Genomic DNA, 14,655 nt, shown 5'->3' with positions numbered 1-14,655 from the left:
AGAACGTTCGTTCTCACGTCAAGGAGAGGCCGGGGTAAGGCGGTCATGGACAGCGCGGTCGCCCGGGAGCGGGCCTTGGACGCGGCGGAGCGCCTCTTCTACGGGCGGGGCGTGCAGTCGGTCGGCATGGACGAGATCCGCGGCGCCTCCGGGCTCTCGCTCAAGCGGCTGTACCAGCTGTTCCCGGCCAAGGAGCAGCTGGTCGAGGCATATCTGGACCGGCGTGACGCGCGCTGGCGCGGGCGGCTGGCGGCGCACGTGGCGGGCCACGAGGAGCCGCGGCGGCGGATCCTCGCGGTGTTCGACTGGCTGGAGGGCTGGTTCGCCGAGCCCGGCTTCCGGGGCTGCGCGTGGATCAACGCGTACGGCGAGCTGGGGGCGACCTCCGAGGGGGTGGCGGAGCGGGTCCGGGCGCACAAGGAGGCGTTCCGGGAGTACGTCGGCCGACTGGTCGCGGACGCGGAGCTGCCCGACGCGCTCACCGCTCCGCTGTTCCTGCTCGCCGAGGGCGCCATGGTCACGGCGGGGATCACCGGGAGCACCGCTCCGGCCGCCGAGGCCCGGGAGGCGGCACGGCTGCTGCTCGACGCCGCCCGGGCGGCCTGACGGCCCGTGACCCCGCTCCCCCCACCCCACGAATCGGCCATTCGGGTGACGTAGTGGATGATTCGGGGCCGTCACGGTGTTGCAGGGCGGTGTAGGCCGAACCGGTCGCCTTGCGGCCGGGGCAACTCGACGATGGGACGGATGACATGCCTCTCGAGGGCGAGTACGAACCCAGCCCGGCCCAGTGGGTGCGCGAGCAGGTGGAGCTGTACGAGAGCTCCGGCGGCACCCGCGGCACGACCCTGCGGGACACCGGGATGCCCGTCGTGCTGCTGACCACGCGGGGCGCCAGAACGGGCAAGATCCGCAAGGTCCCGCTGATGCGCGTCGAGCACGAGGGACGGTACGCCGTCGTCGCCTCCCAGGGCGGCGCGCCCAGGCACCCGGTCTGGTACCACAACATCAAGGCCGATCCGCGGGTCGAGCTGCAGGACGGGCCGGTGAAGCGGGACATGACGGCCCGCGAGGTCACCGGCGCGGAGAAGGCCGAGTGGTGGGAGCGGGCGGTCGCGGCGTATCCCCCGTACGCCGACTACCAGCGCAGGACCGAGCGCGAGATCCCGGTGTTCGTCCTTGAGCCGGTCGGCTGAACGGGACGGCGGTCGGGGCGGAAGAAGCCGCACACCAAGCGTCCGCGATTTTTTCGCGCCCGGTGGGCATGAAGTGCCGCGGAGCGGGCACGCGCTTGTCAGGCCCCGCCGCGCTCCCCCGTCGCGGCGGGGCTTTCGCCTGCCTCCTGCGCCAGCCGGTCGGTCACGTCGAGGAAGATCTGGTCCGCCTCGGGGACGGTCCGGGCGATCGACCGCTTGATGCGGACCGCGACGTCCTCCACCCGCTCGCTGTCCAGCCCGGGCACCAGGTCGACGCGCGCGGCGACGAGCAGCGAGTCGATGCCGGTCTTCATGGTGAACAGGGCCTCCACGCTGTCGATCTCCGGCTGGGCCCGCAGCAGGGCGCGGATCCGGCCGCCGGCCTCCGCGTCGGCGGCCTCCCCGATCAGCTGGTCGCGGGCGTCCCGGCCCAGCCGGTAGGCGACGTACACCAGCAGGGTGCCGATGGCGAGCGAGGCGGCGGCCTCCCACACCACCTGGCCGGTGGCCATGTGCAGGGCCATCCCGGCGAGGGCGAGGGACACGCCGACCACCGCGGTGCCGTCCTCGGCGACGACCGTGCGCAGCGCCGGGTCGCGCAGCCCGTCGGCGACGCCCTGCCGACGCAGTTGATGCACTGCCCGCAGCAGGGAGGCACCCTCGGCGAGCAGGGACACCCCGAGCACGATCAGGCCGGCGACATAGCCGCCGAAGCTCTCCGCGGTGCCCCGGGTGAGCGCCTCGACGCCCTGGTAGAAGGAGAAGCAGCCACCCATGACGAAGATCCCGACGGCCGCGAGCAGCGACCAGAAGAACCGCTCCTTGCCGTAGCCGAAGGGGTGGCGCCGGTCGGCGGGGCGGCGGCTGCGGCGCAGCGCGGCGAGGAGGAAGACCTCGTTGAGGCTGTCGGCGACCGAGTGGGCGGCCTCGGAGAGCAGGGCCGGTGAGTTCGCGAGCAGGCCGCCGACGGTCTTGGCGAGCGCGATCACCAGGTTGGCCGCGAGGGCCACCAGTACGGTGACGCGGGTCCTGCGGTCCTCCTCCCGCCCCCGCAGGTGCGCGGCCTCGCGTTCGTCCCTCGTCGGCTCCGGTGCCTCGTGCACGGCCCGCCGCCTCCCCTCCCCCAGCGAGCCCTCGTCGCTGTGTCGTCCCGTCCGTCGCTTTCCGTCCGTGGGCGAGGATGTCCCGCTCACCTTTCGGCGGATGCCCAGGGCGGGGCGGCTCACACCGGCGGGGTGGGGCTCGCGGCGCGTGGGGGGTGCGGCCGGCGGCGTGTGGGGTGTGGCTCGGCCCGTGCGTAGCGCGCGGCGCACGCCGTGGGCGGCCCGGATCGCATCGCGCGGCGCCGATCACATCGTCCGTCGCGGACCGTCCGTGCGGCGCGGATCACTCACCGCGGCGCGGATCACTCCGTGCGGACGGCGGGAACGGGGGAACTCGGGATCCCGTCGGCACGGACCCGCGTGTGAAGGGAGCAGTCTGGGATGAGCGGCGCAGGTGATGGCAACAGCGCCTACGGCCGGCGGCCGTTCGAACGGTCGAAGGCCCATTTCACCGACCGGATCACCGCGGACGGCCGGGACGGCTGGCCGGTGGCGGCCGGCCGCTACCGTCTGGTGGTCAGCCGTGCCTGCCCGTGGGCGAGCCGGGCGGTGATCTCGCGCCGGCTGCTGGGGCTGGAGGCGTCGGTGTCCCTGGCGATCACCGACCCGGTCCAGGACGACCGCAGCTGGCGGTTCGGCCTGGATCCGGACGGCCGAGACCCGGTGCTCGGCATCCACTTCCTCAGCGAGGCCTACGACCGGCGGGAGAGCGGCTGTCCGGGCGGTGTCAGCGTCCCGGCGATCGTCGACATCCCGACCGGGAAGCTCGTCACCAACGACTACGAGCAGATCACCCTGGACTTCGCCACCGAGTGGACTGCCCTGCACCGGGAGGGCGCGCCGGACCTGTATCCGGAACACCTGCGGGACGAGATCGACGAGGTGATGGCGGAGGTCTACGAGGACGTCAACAACGGGGTGTACCGGGCGGGTTTCGCCACCGAGCAGGCGGAGTACGAGGCCGCCTGTTCCGCCGTCTTCCGGCGGCTGGAGCTGCTGACCGAGCGGCTGGCGCGGCAGCGGTATCTCGTCGGCGACACGATCACCGAGGCGGACATCCGGCTGTTCACCACGCTGGTGCGGTTCGACGCCGTCTACCACGGCCACTTCAAGTGCAACCGCTGGAAGCTGACGGAGAACCCGGTGCTGTGGGCGTACGCCCGCGACCTGTTCCAGACGCCCGGATTCGGGGACACGGTCGACTTCGACCACATCAAGCGGCACTACTACCAGGTGCACACCGGAATCAACCCGACCCGGATCGTGCCGCTGGGGCCGGATCTGTCCGTCTGGCTGACGGCGCATCACCGCCAGGAGCTGGGCGGGCGGCCGTTCGGGGACGGGGCTGCGCCGGGCCCGGTGCGGGCCGGCGAGGAGGTGCCGGCCGCCGGCCGGCCCTGATCACGAGAGCGAGGAGACCCAACGTGGGCAAGAGCAAGAAGCGGAAGCTGCCCGCCGCCTACCAGCCCGTCGGCTGGCTGCTGGGCTGGTCGGGCGGTGCGCTGGCGGGGCTCGCCTTCCGCAAGGTCTGGATGGCGATACGGCACGAGGAGGACGCGCCCGACGCGCTGGACCCGGACCGCAAGTGGGGCGAGATCCTGCTCGCCGCGGCGGTCCAGGGCGCCATCTTCGCGACGGTGCGCAGCGCGGTCGACCGTGCCGGTGCGAAGGCCATCGCCCGCAAGACCGGCGTGTGGCCGGCGGCGGGCCGGGGTGGCCGGGACTGAGGCACCGGCGCGCGCACACGGGACCCGGGCCGTCGGCGGCCCGGGTTCGGTCTTGCCTGGCCTCGGTCTTGCCTGGCCTCAGTCTTGGCTGGGCGCAGCCCTGTTGAGGGTCGACCCTGCTTGGGTTCAGCCCTGCTTGGGTTCAGCCCTGCTTGGGCGCCGATGGGGTGGCGCGGCGCAGGGTGAACGAGTGTCCCGCCGGGTCGGCGCAGCCGCGGGACTCGAAGGGGCCGGAGGGGTCCTTGGCGTCGGTCGGCCGGCCGCCGAGGGCGACGACGCGGCGTTCGGCCGCGTCGAGGTCGTCGACCACGAACTCCAGGTGCGCCTGCAGGGAGTTCTCGGGGCGCGGCCAGCTCGGCGGGGTGGCGTTCATGTCGCGGCGGAACGCCAGCCGGGTGCCGTCGGGACTGCGTATCTCGACCCGGTTGGCGGTGGCCTCGGTCTCCTCCGCCTCCAGTAACTCCTTGTAGAACGCGGCGAGGTGGTCGGGCTCGGCACAGTCGAGCACCACGACGCCCGCCTTCACCAGTGGCATGTGTCCTCCGCGGGGTCCGGGCCGGAGCGGTCCGCTTCCGCCCCGTGTCCTTTTCCTTGCGGTTATCCCGCCCGCGGGGATTCAGTCGGCCCGCAGGTGGGCGCGGGGTACGGCCGGGTGTGAGCGCGCGAGTATACGCAGCTCAAGTGGCTTGATCAGTAACGGAGATCACGGACGGGCGCGGTGTAGATCATTTACGGTCGGGGCAGCCTCGTACCGCTTCTCGGTTGAACTTCCGAATCGAGAAGTTCAGTTCGAGAGCGCGGGCGGCCATACGGCCGCCCGTTCGCAGGAGTTGGGGGGCTCCGTACTCCGTCTCCCGAAAGGAAGCACATGCCTCAGGACGTCCGGTTCGATCTCCCCTTCGCCACCCCGGTCAGCCCTCACCTGGAGTACGCCCGCGAGCGCCATCTGCGCTGGGTGCGCGAGATGGGGCTGGTGCGCAGCCAGGCCGGGTTCGAGGAGTACCAGTCGTGGGACCTGTCGCAGGCCGCGGCCCGCACCTATCCGTACGCCTCGGCGGACGACCTCGTCCTGCTGATGAACTGGTTCTCGCTCGCCTTTCTCTTCGACGACCAGTTCGACGCGGCGCAGCCGGACCGGGCGGACCGGGTCGCCGAGGTGGCGCGTGAGCTGATCGTGACGCCGCTGCGTCCGGCGGGCAGCCGGCCCCGGGTGGTGTGCCCGATCACCGTGGCGTGGGCCGAGGTCTGGGAAGGGCTCTCGGATGGCATGTCCCTGACATGGCAGTCGCGGTTCGCCGCGTCCTGGGGGCGGTTCCTGGTCGCCCACTGCGAGGAGGTCGACCTGGCCGCGCAGGGTCTCGCGGGAAGCCTGGGCCTCGCGGAGTACGCCGCGTTCCGGCGCCGTACCGTCGGCATCCACCACAGCATCGACGCGGGTGAACGCAGCCGCCGCTTCGAGGTGCCCCCGCAGGTGATGGCCCATCCGCTGATGGAGCGGATGCGGGACCTGGCCGCCGACACCATCGGCTTCATGAACGACATCCACTCCTTCGAGCGCGAGCGCCGGCGCGGTGACGGCCACAACCTGATAGCCGTTCTGCACCGCGAGCGCGGCTGCTCCTGGGAGTCGGCCGCCACCGAGGCGTACCGCATGACCAACGCCTGCCTCGCCGAGTACCTCGACCTGGAGGCCCGCGTGCCGCACATGTGCGACGAGCTGGGCCTCGACGCGGACGAGCGCGCCCGGGTGCGGATGGGCGTCGAGGCCATCCAGCACTGGATCAACGGCAACTACGAGTGGGCCCTGACCACCGGCCGCTACGCCGCGGCCAAGGAGGGCCCGGTCGCCACGGCCGAACTGGCCGGTCGCGGCTCGGTGGACGACCTGCTGACCGTCTGACCGCCGGGGGTGTGCCCGGCAGGGCACACCCCTCGCTCGCGCATACCGGCCGGACGGCCCGAACCGCCCCCTCCTGGGGTCGGCGGGCGCCCCGGGCCGCTAGACCGCGAACTCGACCGGCAGGCTGTCCAGCCGGGATTCCCAGGTGGAGGCGGTGGAGGTCAGTTCCTCCGGCGGGACCGCCAGACGGAGGGCGGGCAGGCGGTGGAGGAGGACGTCGACGCCGGTCTCGATGATGGCCTGGCCGATGTTCTGGCCGGGGCATTCGTGGGGGCCGGAGCTGAAGGCCAGGTGGGACTGGTTGCCCTGGACGGAGACACCGGTGTCCGGCCGGATCTCCGGGTCCAGGTTGCCGGCCGCGAGGCCGAGGACCAGGAGGTCGCCCTCCTTGATGTGATGGCCGCCCAGCTCCAGGTCGGCGGCGGCGAAACGTCCCGGCATGACGGCGAGCGGCGGTGAGTTCCACATGACCTCCTCCACCACCGCCGAGATGTTCAGCTGACCGCTGATCAGCCCCGAGAGCCGGGAGACGTCGGTGAGGATCAACTGCAGCACCCGGGCCAGCAGGTTGCTGGTGGTGGTGTGCGCGGCGATCAGCACCAGGCGCAGATGGCTGATCACCTCGTCCGTGTCCAGGTCGGCGGGGTGCTCCAGCAGCGCGGTGGTGAAGTCGGAGCCCGGCTCGGCCTGCTTGCGCTCGGCGAGTTCGCCGAGGATCTCCATGATCCGGGCGTCGTGCGCGACGGCCTCCTCACCGCCCTTGAGCACCTGCGCGCAGGACTCCACCAGCCGCCGCCCCTCCCCCTCGGCCAGCCCGAGGATCCGGGTCAGCACGAGCATCGGCAGATACTCGGCGTAGTCCGCCACCAGGTCGGCGCGCCCGGTGCCGGCGAACGCGTCGATCAGTTTGCCGGCGAAGTGCGTGGCGTGGCGGCGGATGCCGCGCGCGGCGGCGGCCTGGAGGCCGTCCGTCACGGCGCCGCGCAGCCGGCGGTGCGGTTCGCCGTCCTGGGAGACGCAGTCGGGCCGCCAGGCGAGCATCGGCACCAGCGGCGAGGTCTCCTCGACCCGGCCCTCCCGCCAGTCCCGCCAGATCCGGGCGTCCCGGCTGAACTGCCAGGGGGTGTCCAGCACCCGGCGGTTGTCGCGGTAGCCGAGCACCAGCCAGGCGGGGACGTCGCCCTCCAGCAGGACCGGCGCGACCGGGCCGTGTTCCTTGCGCAGCCGCTCGTAGATCCCGACCGGGTCGGTCGCGGCCTCCGGCCCGTACAGCCGGGTGAGGTCGCCCCCGCCGTGGCCGAAGGGGCAGCCGCGCGGGGTGTCGGGATCGCTTAACGTCTGGTCGTTCATCGGGACTCCAGTGCGACGGTGGAGCGTTCCTTCAGGTGACGTATGAGGGCGACCAGGACGTCACGGCTGGAGGCCCGGTCGCGGGCGTCGCAGGCCACGATCGGGATGTGCGGCGGGATGTCGAGGGCGTCCCTGATCTCCTCCAGGGGGTACTCCCGGGAGTCGGGGAAGACGTTCAGGGCGACGACGAAGGGCACGTTCTGCCGCTCCATCTCCTCGATCGCCCGGAAGCTGGAGGCGAGCCGGCGGGTGTCCACCAGGACGACCGCGCCGAGCGCGCCCTTGAACAGCCCGTTCCACAGAAACCAGAACCGCTCCTGGCCGGGCGTGCCGAACAGGTAGAGCATCAGGCTGTCGTTGAGGCTGATCTTCCCGAAGTCCAGGCTGACGGTGGTCTCCGTCTTCTCGGCGACGCCGATGAGGTGGTCGTCGCCGGCGCTGGCCTGGGTCAGGGTCTCCTCGGTGGTGAGCGGCTTGATGTCGCTGACCGACCGGACCAGGGTGGTCTTCCCGGTGCCGAACCCGCCGGCGATCATCACCTTCACCGAGCGGGTGCCCCCGGACGCCGGGGCGCCGGGCCGGTCAAAGCCTTTCAAGTCCACTGAGTACCTCCTCCAGGAGCGCGAGGTCGGGCCCGCGACCGGCGTCGTGCGCCGGGATGGGGTCACGGGCTTCGACATGGCCTGCCTCGAGCAGGTCCGCCAGCAGCACCGCGAGAATGTTGAAGGGCAGCCCCAGATGGGCCCCGAGCTCGGCCACGGACAGCGGATCGCGGCAGCGCCGCAGGATGTCCGCGTACTCGTGCTGCATGCCCGGGGCGGGGGCGGCGCGGGAGACGATGAGGGTCGCCACGTCGAGGCTCGACGCCGAACCGCCCGGTCCGCTGCGTCCCTTGGTGAGGACGTAGTAACGCTCGAGACCGGACGGATCGGTCGGCCGGCGGGGAGCACTCATCCAGAGTGCTCCTCCAGGCGCGGAGTGGTGCCGAGGAGTTCACCCATTCTGCGGGCCAGGTCCCTCATCTGGTGCCCGAGCAGGCCCTGGTCGAGGCCTTCGCGGGCGAGCACGCCGAGGTACGTCTCCACGCCCGCTCGGACCACGAAGAGGTGGCCGCCGTCGACCTCGATCATCGCCAGGCGCAGGTTCCCCGCGTACGTGGGGAACTGCTCGGCGACCGGCTGGGCGAGGGCCTGGAGGCCGGCCACCACGGCCGCGAAGCGGTCCACGTCGTCGGGGTCTTCGGCGCCGTAGGAGGTGATGGCCTTGCCGTCGCTGGAGGCCACGAGGGCGAAACGGATCTCCGGGATGCTCTCCACCAGATCGCGGAGCGCCCAGCTCACGTCGGTTCCCTGTTGCGTCATGTGGACTAGTCGCTCTCTTCAGTGCGGTGCTCTGCGAAGTCGCGTCCGGCGGTGGGTGCGCCGTCGGCGGCCGGGCCGTCGTCGGCGCCCGGCGTGCGGCCTGCGGTGGCGAAGGCGGCGAGGCCGGCGAAGGAGGCGTCCGGCGGGACGGCGGGCACGGCGCCGTCCCGGTCCGGCTGGAGGCGTTCGGCCGGCTGGTGCCGGGCGGGTTCGCCGCGCTTGCTGCGGCGGCGGGGCAGTCCGCCGGGCGTGGTGTCGACGGCTCCGGCGGCGGGGTCCGCGACGGGCGCGGCGGCCTGGGCGGCCGGTGCCGTGACGGTGTCCGCGGCCGCCGCCGTCGCCGGGGTGGCGGGGGTGGCCGCCGGCAGCGGGCTGAAGTACTTGTGCGGGACCACGACGACCACCGAGGTGCCCAGCCAGGGCGAGTCGGCGAAGGTCACCCGGATGCCGTAGCGGCGGGCGAGGATGCCGACGACGCGCAGGCCGATGTTGGCGTCCTCGGAGATGCCGCCGAGGCCCGGTCCGGCGGCGGTGCCGGCGAGGGCGTCCGCGGCCTCGCGCTTCTTCTCCTCGCTCAGGCCCTTGCCGGAGTCCTGGATCTCGATGCCGACACCGTTCGGGACCTCTTTGCCGGAGACGATCACCGGTTCGGTGGGCGGCGAGTAGCGGGTGGCGTTGTCCAGGAGGTGGGCGAAGATCAGCGTGAGGTGGTCCACCAGGCCGCCGTCGACGCCGAGTTCGGGCAGATGGCGTACGTCGACGCGGTGGAACTCCTTGATCCGGCCGATGCCGCCGCGGACCACGCTGAGCAGGCGCTGCGGCTCCTGCCACTGGCGTCCCGGGCGGTCCGAGCCGCCGAGCACGCCGATGCTGGCGGCGAGACAGTCGGCGGGGCCGATCGCCTGGTCCAGCTCCATCAGGCCGCGCGCGACGGCCGGGAGACGGCCGTGCTCGCCCTGCATCTCGTGCAGCCGGCCGCGCAGCTTGCTGGTGAGGACGTGGATGCGGTTGCCGATGCCGACGACGGCCTGTTCGGCGGCGGTGGAGCGGTTGAACTCCTCCTCGACGCCGATCAGCGCGGTGCGCAGGACCTTGCGGAGGTCGGCCTGGAGTTCGGGCGCGACCTTGGCGCACTGGTTCACCGAGGGCAGCAGGTCGTCGATGGCCTCGCCGGCCCGCAGCCGCTTCAGCGCGTCGGGCAGCTGCTCGTCGGCGAGGCGGGCGACGGCGTCCCGCTGGTGGTCGAGCCGCTCCTGCCAGAGGGCGTTCTGCTCGGCGAGCCGCGCCTCGTGGCTCTCGGCCTGCTCGGCCAGCCGGACCTCGTAGGTCTCGGCCTGCTCGGCGAGCCGCGCCTCGTAACCCTGCGTGTGCTCGGCCAGCCGGGCCTCGTAGCCCTCGGCCTGTTCGGCGAGCCGGGCCTCGTAGGTCTGGGACTGCTCGGCGAGCCGGGCCTCGTGGGCGGAGCGTTCGGCGGCGTGTTTGCGCTCCAGGCCGGCCACGTGCTGCTGCCACTGCTGGGAGTGCTCGGCCTGGGCGGTGCGGAACGCGCTCTCCGCGCGGCGCAGCTGGGTCTGGGTGCGCACGAGCAGCCGTACGCAGACCGAGCTCGCCGCCGTCGCGGCGGCGCCGGCGACGGCCGCGGTTATTCGCTCCGAGCTCATGAACGTGGCGGCAACCGTCCCGCCTCCTAAGGCCAGTGGCATCAGCCACCAGCTGTACCAGGCGACAGGGGGCCGCGCCGCCGGCGGCGGAGTGGCGAGTTCCATCTGCATCCTTCGAAGCAACACAATCGAACAGGGGGGTGTGCATGGGGGACCGCACTCATGAGTACGCACCGCGAGCCGACCCGTCGCGAATCGCGTCAACTCGCAGCGCCGGATGGGAGCTTATCTGGTTTCAAAGCGAAAGGATCAACCTCACGGGTGCCGCGGAGGTGAGGGTTCCGTCACTCTCCGCCATCCGTGTTCGAGTCGACAAGTGCCCTTGCCCACCTGCGCGGTTGCCGTCGCGGGCGGTCCCGCGCCGGGGGTCAGCCGGTCCGCTGGAACGTCCGCCGGTACGCCTGGGGTGAGACGCCGATGGCCGTGTGCAGGTGCCGGCGCAGGGACGCGCCGGTGGCGAAGCCGACGCGGCCGGCGATCTGGTCCACGGTCAGATCGCTGGTCTCCAGCAGCTGCCGGGCCCGGGCGACGCGCTGCTGGACGATCCAGCGGCCGGGGCTGACGCCCACCTCGTCGTGGAAGCGGCGGGCGAAGGTGCGCAGGCTCATCCGGGCGTGCGCGGCGAGGTCGGAGAGGGTCAGCGGGTCGTCGAGGCGTTCCAGGGCCCAGGCGCGGGTGGCGGCGGTGCTCGCGGCGCCGGTCTCGGGGACGGGCCGCTCGATGTACTGGGCCTGGCCGCCGTCGCGGAACGGCGGCACCACACAGCGCCGGGCGACGGTGTTGGCGAGGTGGCTGCCGTGGTCCTTGCGGACGAGGTGCAGACAGACGTCGACGCCGGAGGCCGCGCCCGCCGAGGTGAGGACGGGGTGGTCGTCGACGAAGAGCACGTCGGGGTCGAGTTCGATGTGCGGGTACCGGCGGCGGAAGAGATCCGCGAGCTGCCAGTGGGTGGTCGCCCGGTGGCCGTCGAGGAGTCCGGCGGCGGCGAGCACGAAGGCTCCGGTGCAGATGGAGACGATGCGGGTGCCGGGCCGTATGCGGGCGAGGGCGGCCCGTACCCCGTCGGGGAGGTCGGGGGTCACGTCGGACGGCGGGACCGGGGCGATGACGACGGTGTCCGCGCCGGCCAGGGCCTCGGGGCCGCGCTGGACGCCGATGGTGAAGTCGGCGTTGCTGCGCACCGGTTCACCGTCGACCGAGCAGGTCAGCACCTCGTACCGGCCGTCGGCCGCGCCGAGGATGCGGCTGGGGATGCCCAGCTCGAAGGGGTAGACGCCGTCGAGCGCCAGGACCACGACTCGTTCCGGCCGCCGCCGTTCACCACGCATGGCACGATCATATCGAAGGGTGGCAATCTTGCCATTGCCCGGGCGGGCGGGGCCCGGCAGGCTGGTCCACCATGAGCGATGTGAACACGATGCGTGCCGTCAGCCAGGACGTCCTCGGCGGTCCCGAGGTCCTGAAGATCGTCGAGACGGAGCGGCCGGCCCCACGGCCGAACGAGGTGCTGGTGCGGGTGCGCGCCGCGGGGGTCAACCCGACGGACTGGAAGCACCGGGCGAACGGGGGCTTCCTGGGCGAGCCGCCCTTCGTCCTCGGCTGGGACGTCTCCGGCGTGGTCGAGGCGACCGGGATCGGGGTCGCCGCCTTCCGGCCCGGTGACGAGGTCTTCGGCATGGTGCCGTATCCGTTCGGCCACGGCTCGCACGCCGAGTACGTCACCGTCCCGGCCCGTGCCCTCGCGCCGAAGCCGGCGGGGATCGACCACGTGCAGGCGGGCGCGCTGCCGCTGGTCTCGCTGACCGCGTGGCAGGCGCTGGTGGAGACGGCGGAGCTGCGGGCCGGGCAGCGGGTGCTGATCCACGCGGCGGCCGGCGGGGTCGGGCATGTGGCGGTGCAGATCGCCAAGGCGCGCGGGGCGTATGTGATCGGCACGGCGAGCGCGGGCAAGCACGGCTTCCTGCGGGAGCTGGGCGCGGACGAGGTGATCGACTACCGGGAGACGGACTTCGCGGAGGTGGTCAAGGACGTCGACGTGGTGCTGGACACGATCGGCGGCGACCACTCGGTGCGCTCGCTGCGTGTGCTGCGGCCCGGCGGGGTGGTGGTGTCGATCCTCCCGGTGGGGTCGGACGACTTCTACGAGGAGGCCGACCGGCTCGGGGTGCTGGCGGTGCGGATGCTCGTCGACGCCGACCGCACCGGCATGCTGGAGATCGCGCGTCTGGTGGAGCAGGGCGCGCTGCGACCGACGATCGCGGGCACGTTCCCGCTGGCCGAGGCCGCCGAGGCGCACCGGCGGGGCGAGACCGGGCGGACCACGGGGAAGCTGGTGCTGGTGATCGACTGAGACGGTGCCGTCACCCTTTGTTCACGACACGAAAAAACTCGGCCGCAATTCACAGACATATGACAATCGAACATGCTGAAATTCAGTCCGCGAGGGTAACTTGCAAGGCAGAGCGCGCAGTTGTGCGCTGACTCGGGGCTGGTTGGAGGCGATGTCGTCGTGCAGCAGGAGCCTGCACCGCTCTCCCGGTACCTGCGGGTGCGCCAGGACCGTGGCCACACGGTCCTGGAGTTCCGCGGGGAGATCGACATCGTCGCGGCCGAGGAGATCGCCCCGCGACTGGACGAGGCGACGGCGCCGCCCGCACCGCGGATCGTGATCGACCTCAGCCCGGTGGAGTTCTTCGACGCCTCCGGGCTGAGGCTGCTGTACCGGGCGCGCAGCCGGGTACTCGCCCGCGACGGCCGGCTGTCGCTGGTCTGCGTGCACGCGCCGACCCTGCGGGTGCTGCGCGTCGGGGGCCTGGCCCGGCTGCTGCCACCGCTGCCGACGCTGGAGGCCGCGCTCGACGTCCTCCCGCTCCACCCCGCGCGGCAGCAGACGCCCCCGCCCCCGCAAGGGTCGTAGATCGTCCAACTGGTGGGTCTGGCAGTCCGCGTGACGGGCAGTCGGAAGGAGGGAGGAAGGGCAAGGGGCGAAGAAGGAGGACCGTCGCCATGGTGGCTTCCCTCGGGCGGGTGCCGGGCTGGGCGAAGGCCGTGGCCGCCGTCGCGCTGGTGCTCGTCGTGTTGCTGGCCGGGCTGCGGCTGAGCGTACTGCCGGGTCTGAAGGACGTGTTCGGCACCGAGACCCGGGACCGCTCGGGCCCGGCGCTGCTGGAGTCGATCCGGGACATCAGCCGGTACGAGGCGGCCTCGGGCAGTTTCCAGGTCGTGGTGGATCTCGAGAAGGACGCCAAGTACCTGCCGGACGCGGTCCGCGGCACCCGCACGCTGTACGTCGGCGCGGGGACCGTCGACGCCTACGTGGACCTCGGCAGGGCGGGCGAGGACGACGTGACGGTGAACGAGGACCGTACGGCGGCCACGCTGCGGCTGCCGCACGCGGAGCTCGGCGCACCGTCCCTCGACCCGGACCGCTCCTACGCGGTCTCCAAGCAGCGCGGGCTGCTCGACCGGCTCGGTGACCTGTTCTCGGACAACCCGAACGGCGAACAGGCCGTGCAGCGGCTCGCGGTGCGGCACATCGGCGAGGCCGCGAAGGAGAGCGGACTGACCGCGCGGGCCGAGAAGAACACCACCGACATGCTCGAAGGGCTCCTGGGATCGCTGGGGTTCGAGAAGGTACGCGTCGTCTACGGCGACTGACCGGGCGAGTTCACAGACATCGAGGACCGGAAGACAGGAAGACCGGAGGGCCGGATGGCTTGGGCAGGGTTGAGTTCCTTGAGTTCCCTTCTCCCGTCGGGGTCGCGCCCCGGCGCTCGGACCGAGGCGGCGAAGCCCGAAGCGCCGCAGACGGAAACAACGGAGCGGCCCCGGCGGCGGTTTCTTCCCGCCCTGGGCCGGGTGCTGGCGATGGCCTGCGCGTTCGTGCTGATGGTGGCCTTCTCGGTGGTGCTGGCCCGGCTCACGCTGGAGCCCTCCCCCGCCTCCGAGTCGCTGACCCACAGCAATCTGCGGCCGGGCCACTCCCTGCGCGCGTATCTGAACGAGTCCACGCCGCGCGACGCCGTCCGGCAGGTCGGCGGCAATCTGCTGCTGGGCGTGCCGTTCGGGATCCTGGTGCCGGTGCTGGCGCCCCGGGCGCGCGGGATCGTGCGGGTGCTGCTGCTGACCGCGCTGGTCATGCTGATGGTGGAGCTGGCACAGGGCGCGGTGGTCACGGGCCGTGCCTTCGACATCGACGACGTCATCCTCAACACGGCGGGGGCGCTGGTGGGTTATCTGCTCCTGGGCCGGCGGCTGGGCCGGGCGGTGCACGCCCGCCGCTGAGGCCGCCCGGATCGCCGGAGCCGGACTTCCGGTCTGTACCAATGCATTGACGGGGACTTAGCTCAGCTCTTAA

At 72.3% G+C, this 14,655-nt stretch carries 17 protein-coding genes; 9 read left to right on the top strand and 8 right to left on the bottom strand.

Annotated elements, in window-relative coordinates; genetic code table 11:
• Positions 1-45 precede the first annotated feature (45 nt).
• On the top strand, positions 46-606 hold the full coding sequence (locus ACIG0D_RS11940; RefSeq protein ID WP_399798863.1) for a TetR/AcrR family transcriptional regulator: 561 nt from the start codon (positions 46-48) through the stop codon (positions 604-606).
• A gap of 146 nt (positions 607-752) precedes the next feature.
• Complete coding sequence (locus ACIG0D_RS11935; protein WP_399798861.1) at positions 753-1,196, top strand: nitroreductase family deazaflavin-dependent oxidoreductase; 444 nt, start codon at positions 753-755, stop codon at positions 1,194-1,196.
• Positions 1,197-1,294: 98 nt separating this feature from the next.
• On the opposite strand, the gene ACIG0D_RS11930 is transcribed toward ACIG0D_RS11935, so the two are convergent.
• Entirely contained in the window at positions 1,295-2,299 is a 1,005-nt protein-coding gene (locus ACIG0D_RS11930; protein WP_399798859.1) for a cation diffusion facilitator family transporter, read from the bottom strand.
• Between the two features lie 381 nt (positions 2,300-2,680).
• On the opposite strand from ACIG0D_RS11930, the gene ACIG0D_RS11925 reads away from it, so the two are divergent.
• Both ACIG0D_RS11925 and ACIG0D_RS11920 read left to right on the top strand, forming a co-directional pair.
• On the top strand, positions 2,681-3,700 hold the full coding sequence (locus ACIG0D_RS11925; protein WP_399798856.1) for a glutathione S-transferase family protein: 1,020 nt from the start codon (positions 2,681-2,683) through the stop codon (positions 3,698-3,700).
• Between the two features lie 23 nt (positions 3,701-3,723).
• On the top strand, positions 3,724-4,026 hold the full coding sequence (locus ACIG0D_RS11920; RefSeq protein WP_399798854.1) for a DUF4235 domain-containing protein: 303 nt from the start codon (positions 3,724-3,726) through the stop codon (positions 4,024-4,026).
• 142 nt (positions 4,027-4,168) lie between these two features.
• On the opposite strand, the gene ACIG0D_RS11915 is transcribed toward ACIG0D_RS11920, so the two are convergent.
• Entirely contained in the window at positions 4,169-4,561 is a 393-nt protein-coding gene (locus ACIG0D_RS11915; protein WP_399798851.1) for a VOC family protein, read from the bottom strand.
• Positions 4,562-4,894: 333 nt separating this feature from the next.
• On the opposite strand from ACIG0D_RS11915, the gene ACIG0D_RS11910 reads away from it, so the two are divergent.
• Positions 4,895-5,926 carry a 7-epi-alpha-eudesmol synthase gene (locus tag ACIG0D_RS11910; protein WP_399798849.1) on the top strand — a complete coding sequence of 344 codons (1,032 nt, stop codon included), beginning with the start codon at positions 4,895-4,897 and terminating at the stop codon, positions 5,924-5,926.
• Between the two features lie 99 nt (positions 5,927-6,025).
• On the opposite strand, the gene ACIG0D_RS11905 is transcribed toward ACIG0D_RS11910, so the two are convergent.
• From ACIG0D_RS11905 to ACIG0D_RS11880, 6 genes are all read right to left on the bottom strand, one after another.
• Complete coding sequence (locus ACIG0D_RS11905; protein ID WP_399798846.1) at positions 6,026-7,276, bottom strand: cytochrome P450; 1,251 nt, start codon at positions 7,274-7,276, stop codon at positions 6,026-6,028.
• A complete protein-coding gene (locus tag ACIG0D_RS11900; RefSeq protein WP_399798843.1) occupies positions 7,273-7,878 on the bottom strand; it encodes a GTP-binding protein in 606 nt (201 codons plus the stop codon). The genes ACIG0D_RS11905 and ACIG0D_RS11900 overlap by 4 nt, the downstream gene beginning before the upstream one ends.
• Entirely contained in the window at positions 7,859-8,230 is a 372-nt protein-coding gene (locus tag ACIG0D_RS11895; RefSeq protein WP_399798841.1) for a DUF742 domain-containing protein, read from the bottom strand. The genes ACIG0D_RS11900 and ACIG0D_RS11895 overlap by 20 nt, the downstream gene beginning before the upstream one ends.
• Positions 8,227-8,637 (bottom strand): roadblock/LC7 domain-containing protein, encoded by a 411-nt coding sequence (locus ACIG0D_RS11890; RefSeq protein ID WP_365765782.1) that lies wholly within the window; start codon positions 8,635-8,637, stop codon positions 8,227-8,229. The genes ACIG0D_RS11895 and ACIG0D_RS11890 overlap by 4 nt, the downstream gene beginning before the upstream one ends.
• Before the next feature lie 5 nt (positions 8,638-8,642).
• Positions 8,643-10,403 (bottom strand): ATP-binding protein, encoded by a 1,761-nt coding sequence (locus ACIG0D_RS11885; RefSeq protein ID WP_399798838.1) that lies wholly within the window; start codon positions 10,401-10,403, stop codon positions 8,643-8,645.
• 263 nt (positions 10,404-10,666) lie between these two features.
• Positions 10,667-11,626 (bottom strand): GlxA family transcriptional regulator, encoded by a 960-nt coding sequence (locus ACIG0D_RS11880; protein WP_399798836.1) that lies wholly within the window; start codon positions 11,624-11,626, stop codon positions 10,667-10,669.
• Positions 11,627-11,697: 71 nt separating this feature from the next.
• On the opposite strand from ACIG0D_RS11880, the gene ACIG0D_RS11875 reads away from it, so the two are divergent.
• From ACIG0D_RS11875 to ACIG0D_RS11860, 4 genes are all read left to right on the top strand, one after another.
• The gene (locus ACIG0D_RS11875) at positions 11,698-12,648 is read left to right on the top strand and encodes an NADP-dependent oxidoreductase (protein WP_399798833.1); all 951 of its coding nucleotides are present in this window, start codon (positions 11,698-11,700) and stop codon (positions 12,646-12,648) included.
• A 159-nt stretch (positions 12,649-12,807) separates the two neighbouring features.
• Positions 12,808-13,215 carry an anti-sigma factor antagonist gene (locus tag ACIG0D_RS11870; protein WP_399798830.1) on the top strand — a complete coding sequence of 136 codons (408 nt, stop codon included), beginning with the start codon at positions 12,808-12,810 and terminating at the stop codon, positions 13,213-13,215.
• Positions 13,216-13,304: 89 nt separating this feature from the next.
• Positions 13,305-13,955, top strand: a complete 651-nt coding sequence (locus tag ACIG0D_RS11865) for a DUF4230 domain-containing protein (RefSeq protein ID WP_399798829.1) — start codon at positions 13,305-13,307, stop codon at positions 13,953-13,955.
• 54 nt (positions 13,956-14,009) lie between these two features.
• Entirely contained in the window at positions 14,010-14,582 is a 573-nt protein-coding gene (locus ACIG0D_RS11860) for a VanZ family protein (RefSeq protein ID WP_399798827.1), read from the top strand.
• Positions 14,583-14,655: the final 73 nt, after the last annotated feature.

Origin of the sequence: Streptomyces sp. NPDC052773 (assembly GCF_044547145.1) — a bacterium.
Lineage (GTDB): Bacteria > Actinomycetota > Actinomycetes > Streptomycetales > Streptomycetaceae > Streptomyces.
The sequence above is the reverse complement of the archived record's forward strand: the minus strand, read 5'-3'. Positions and strand labels throughout refer to the sequence as shown.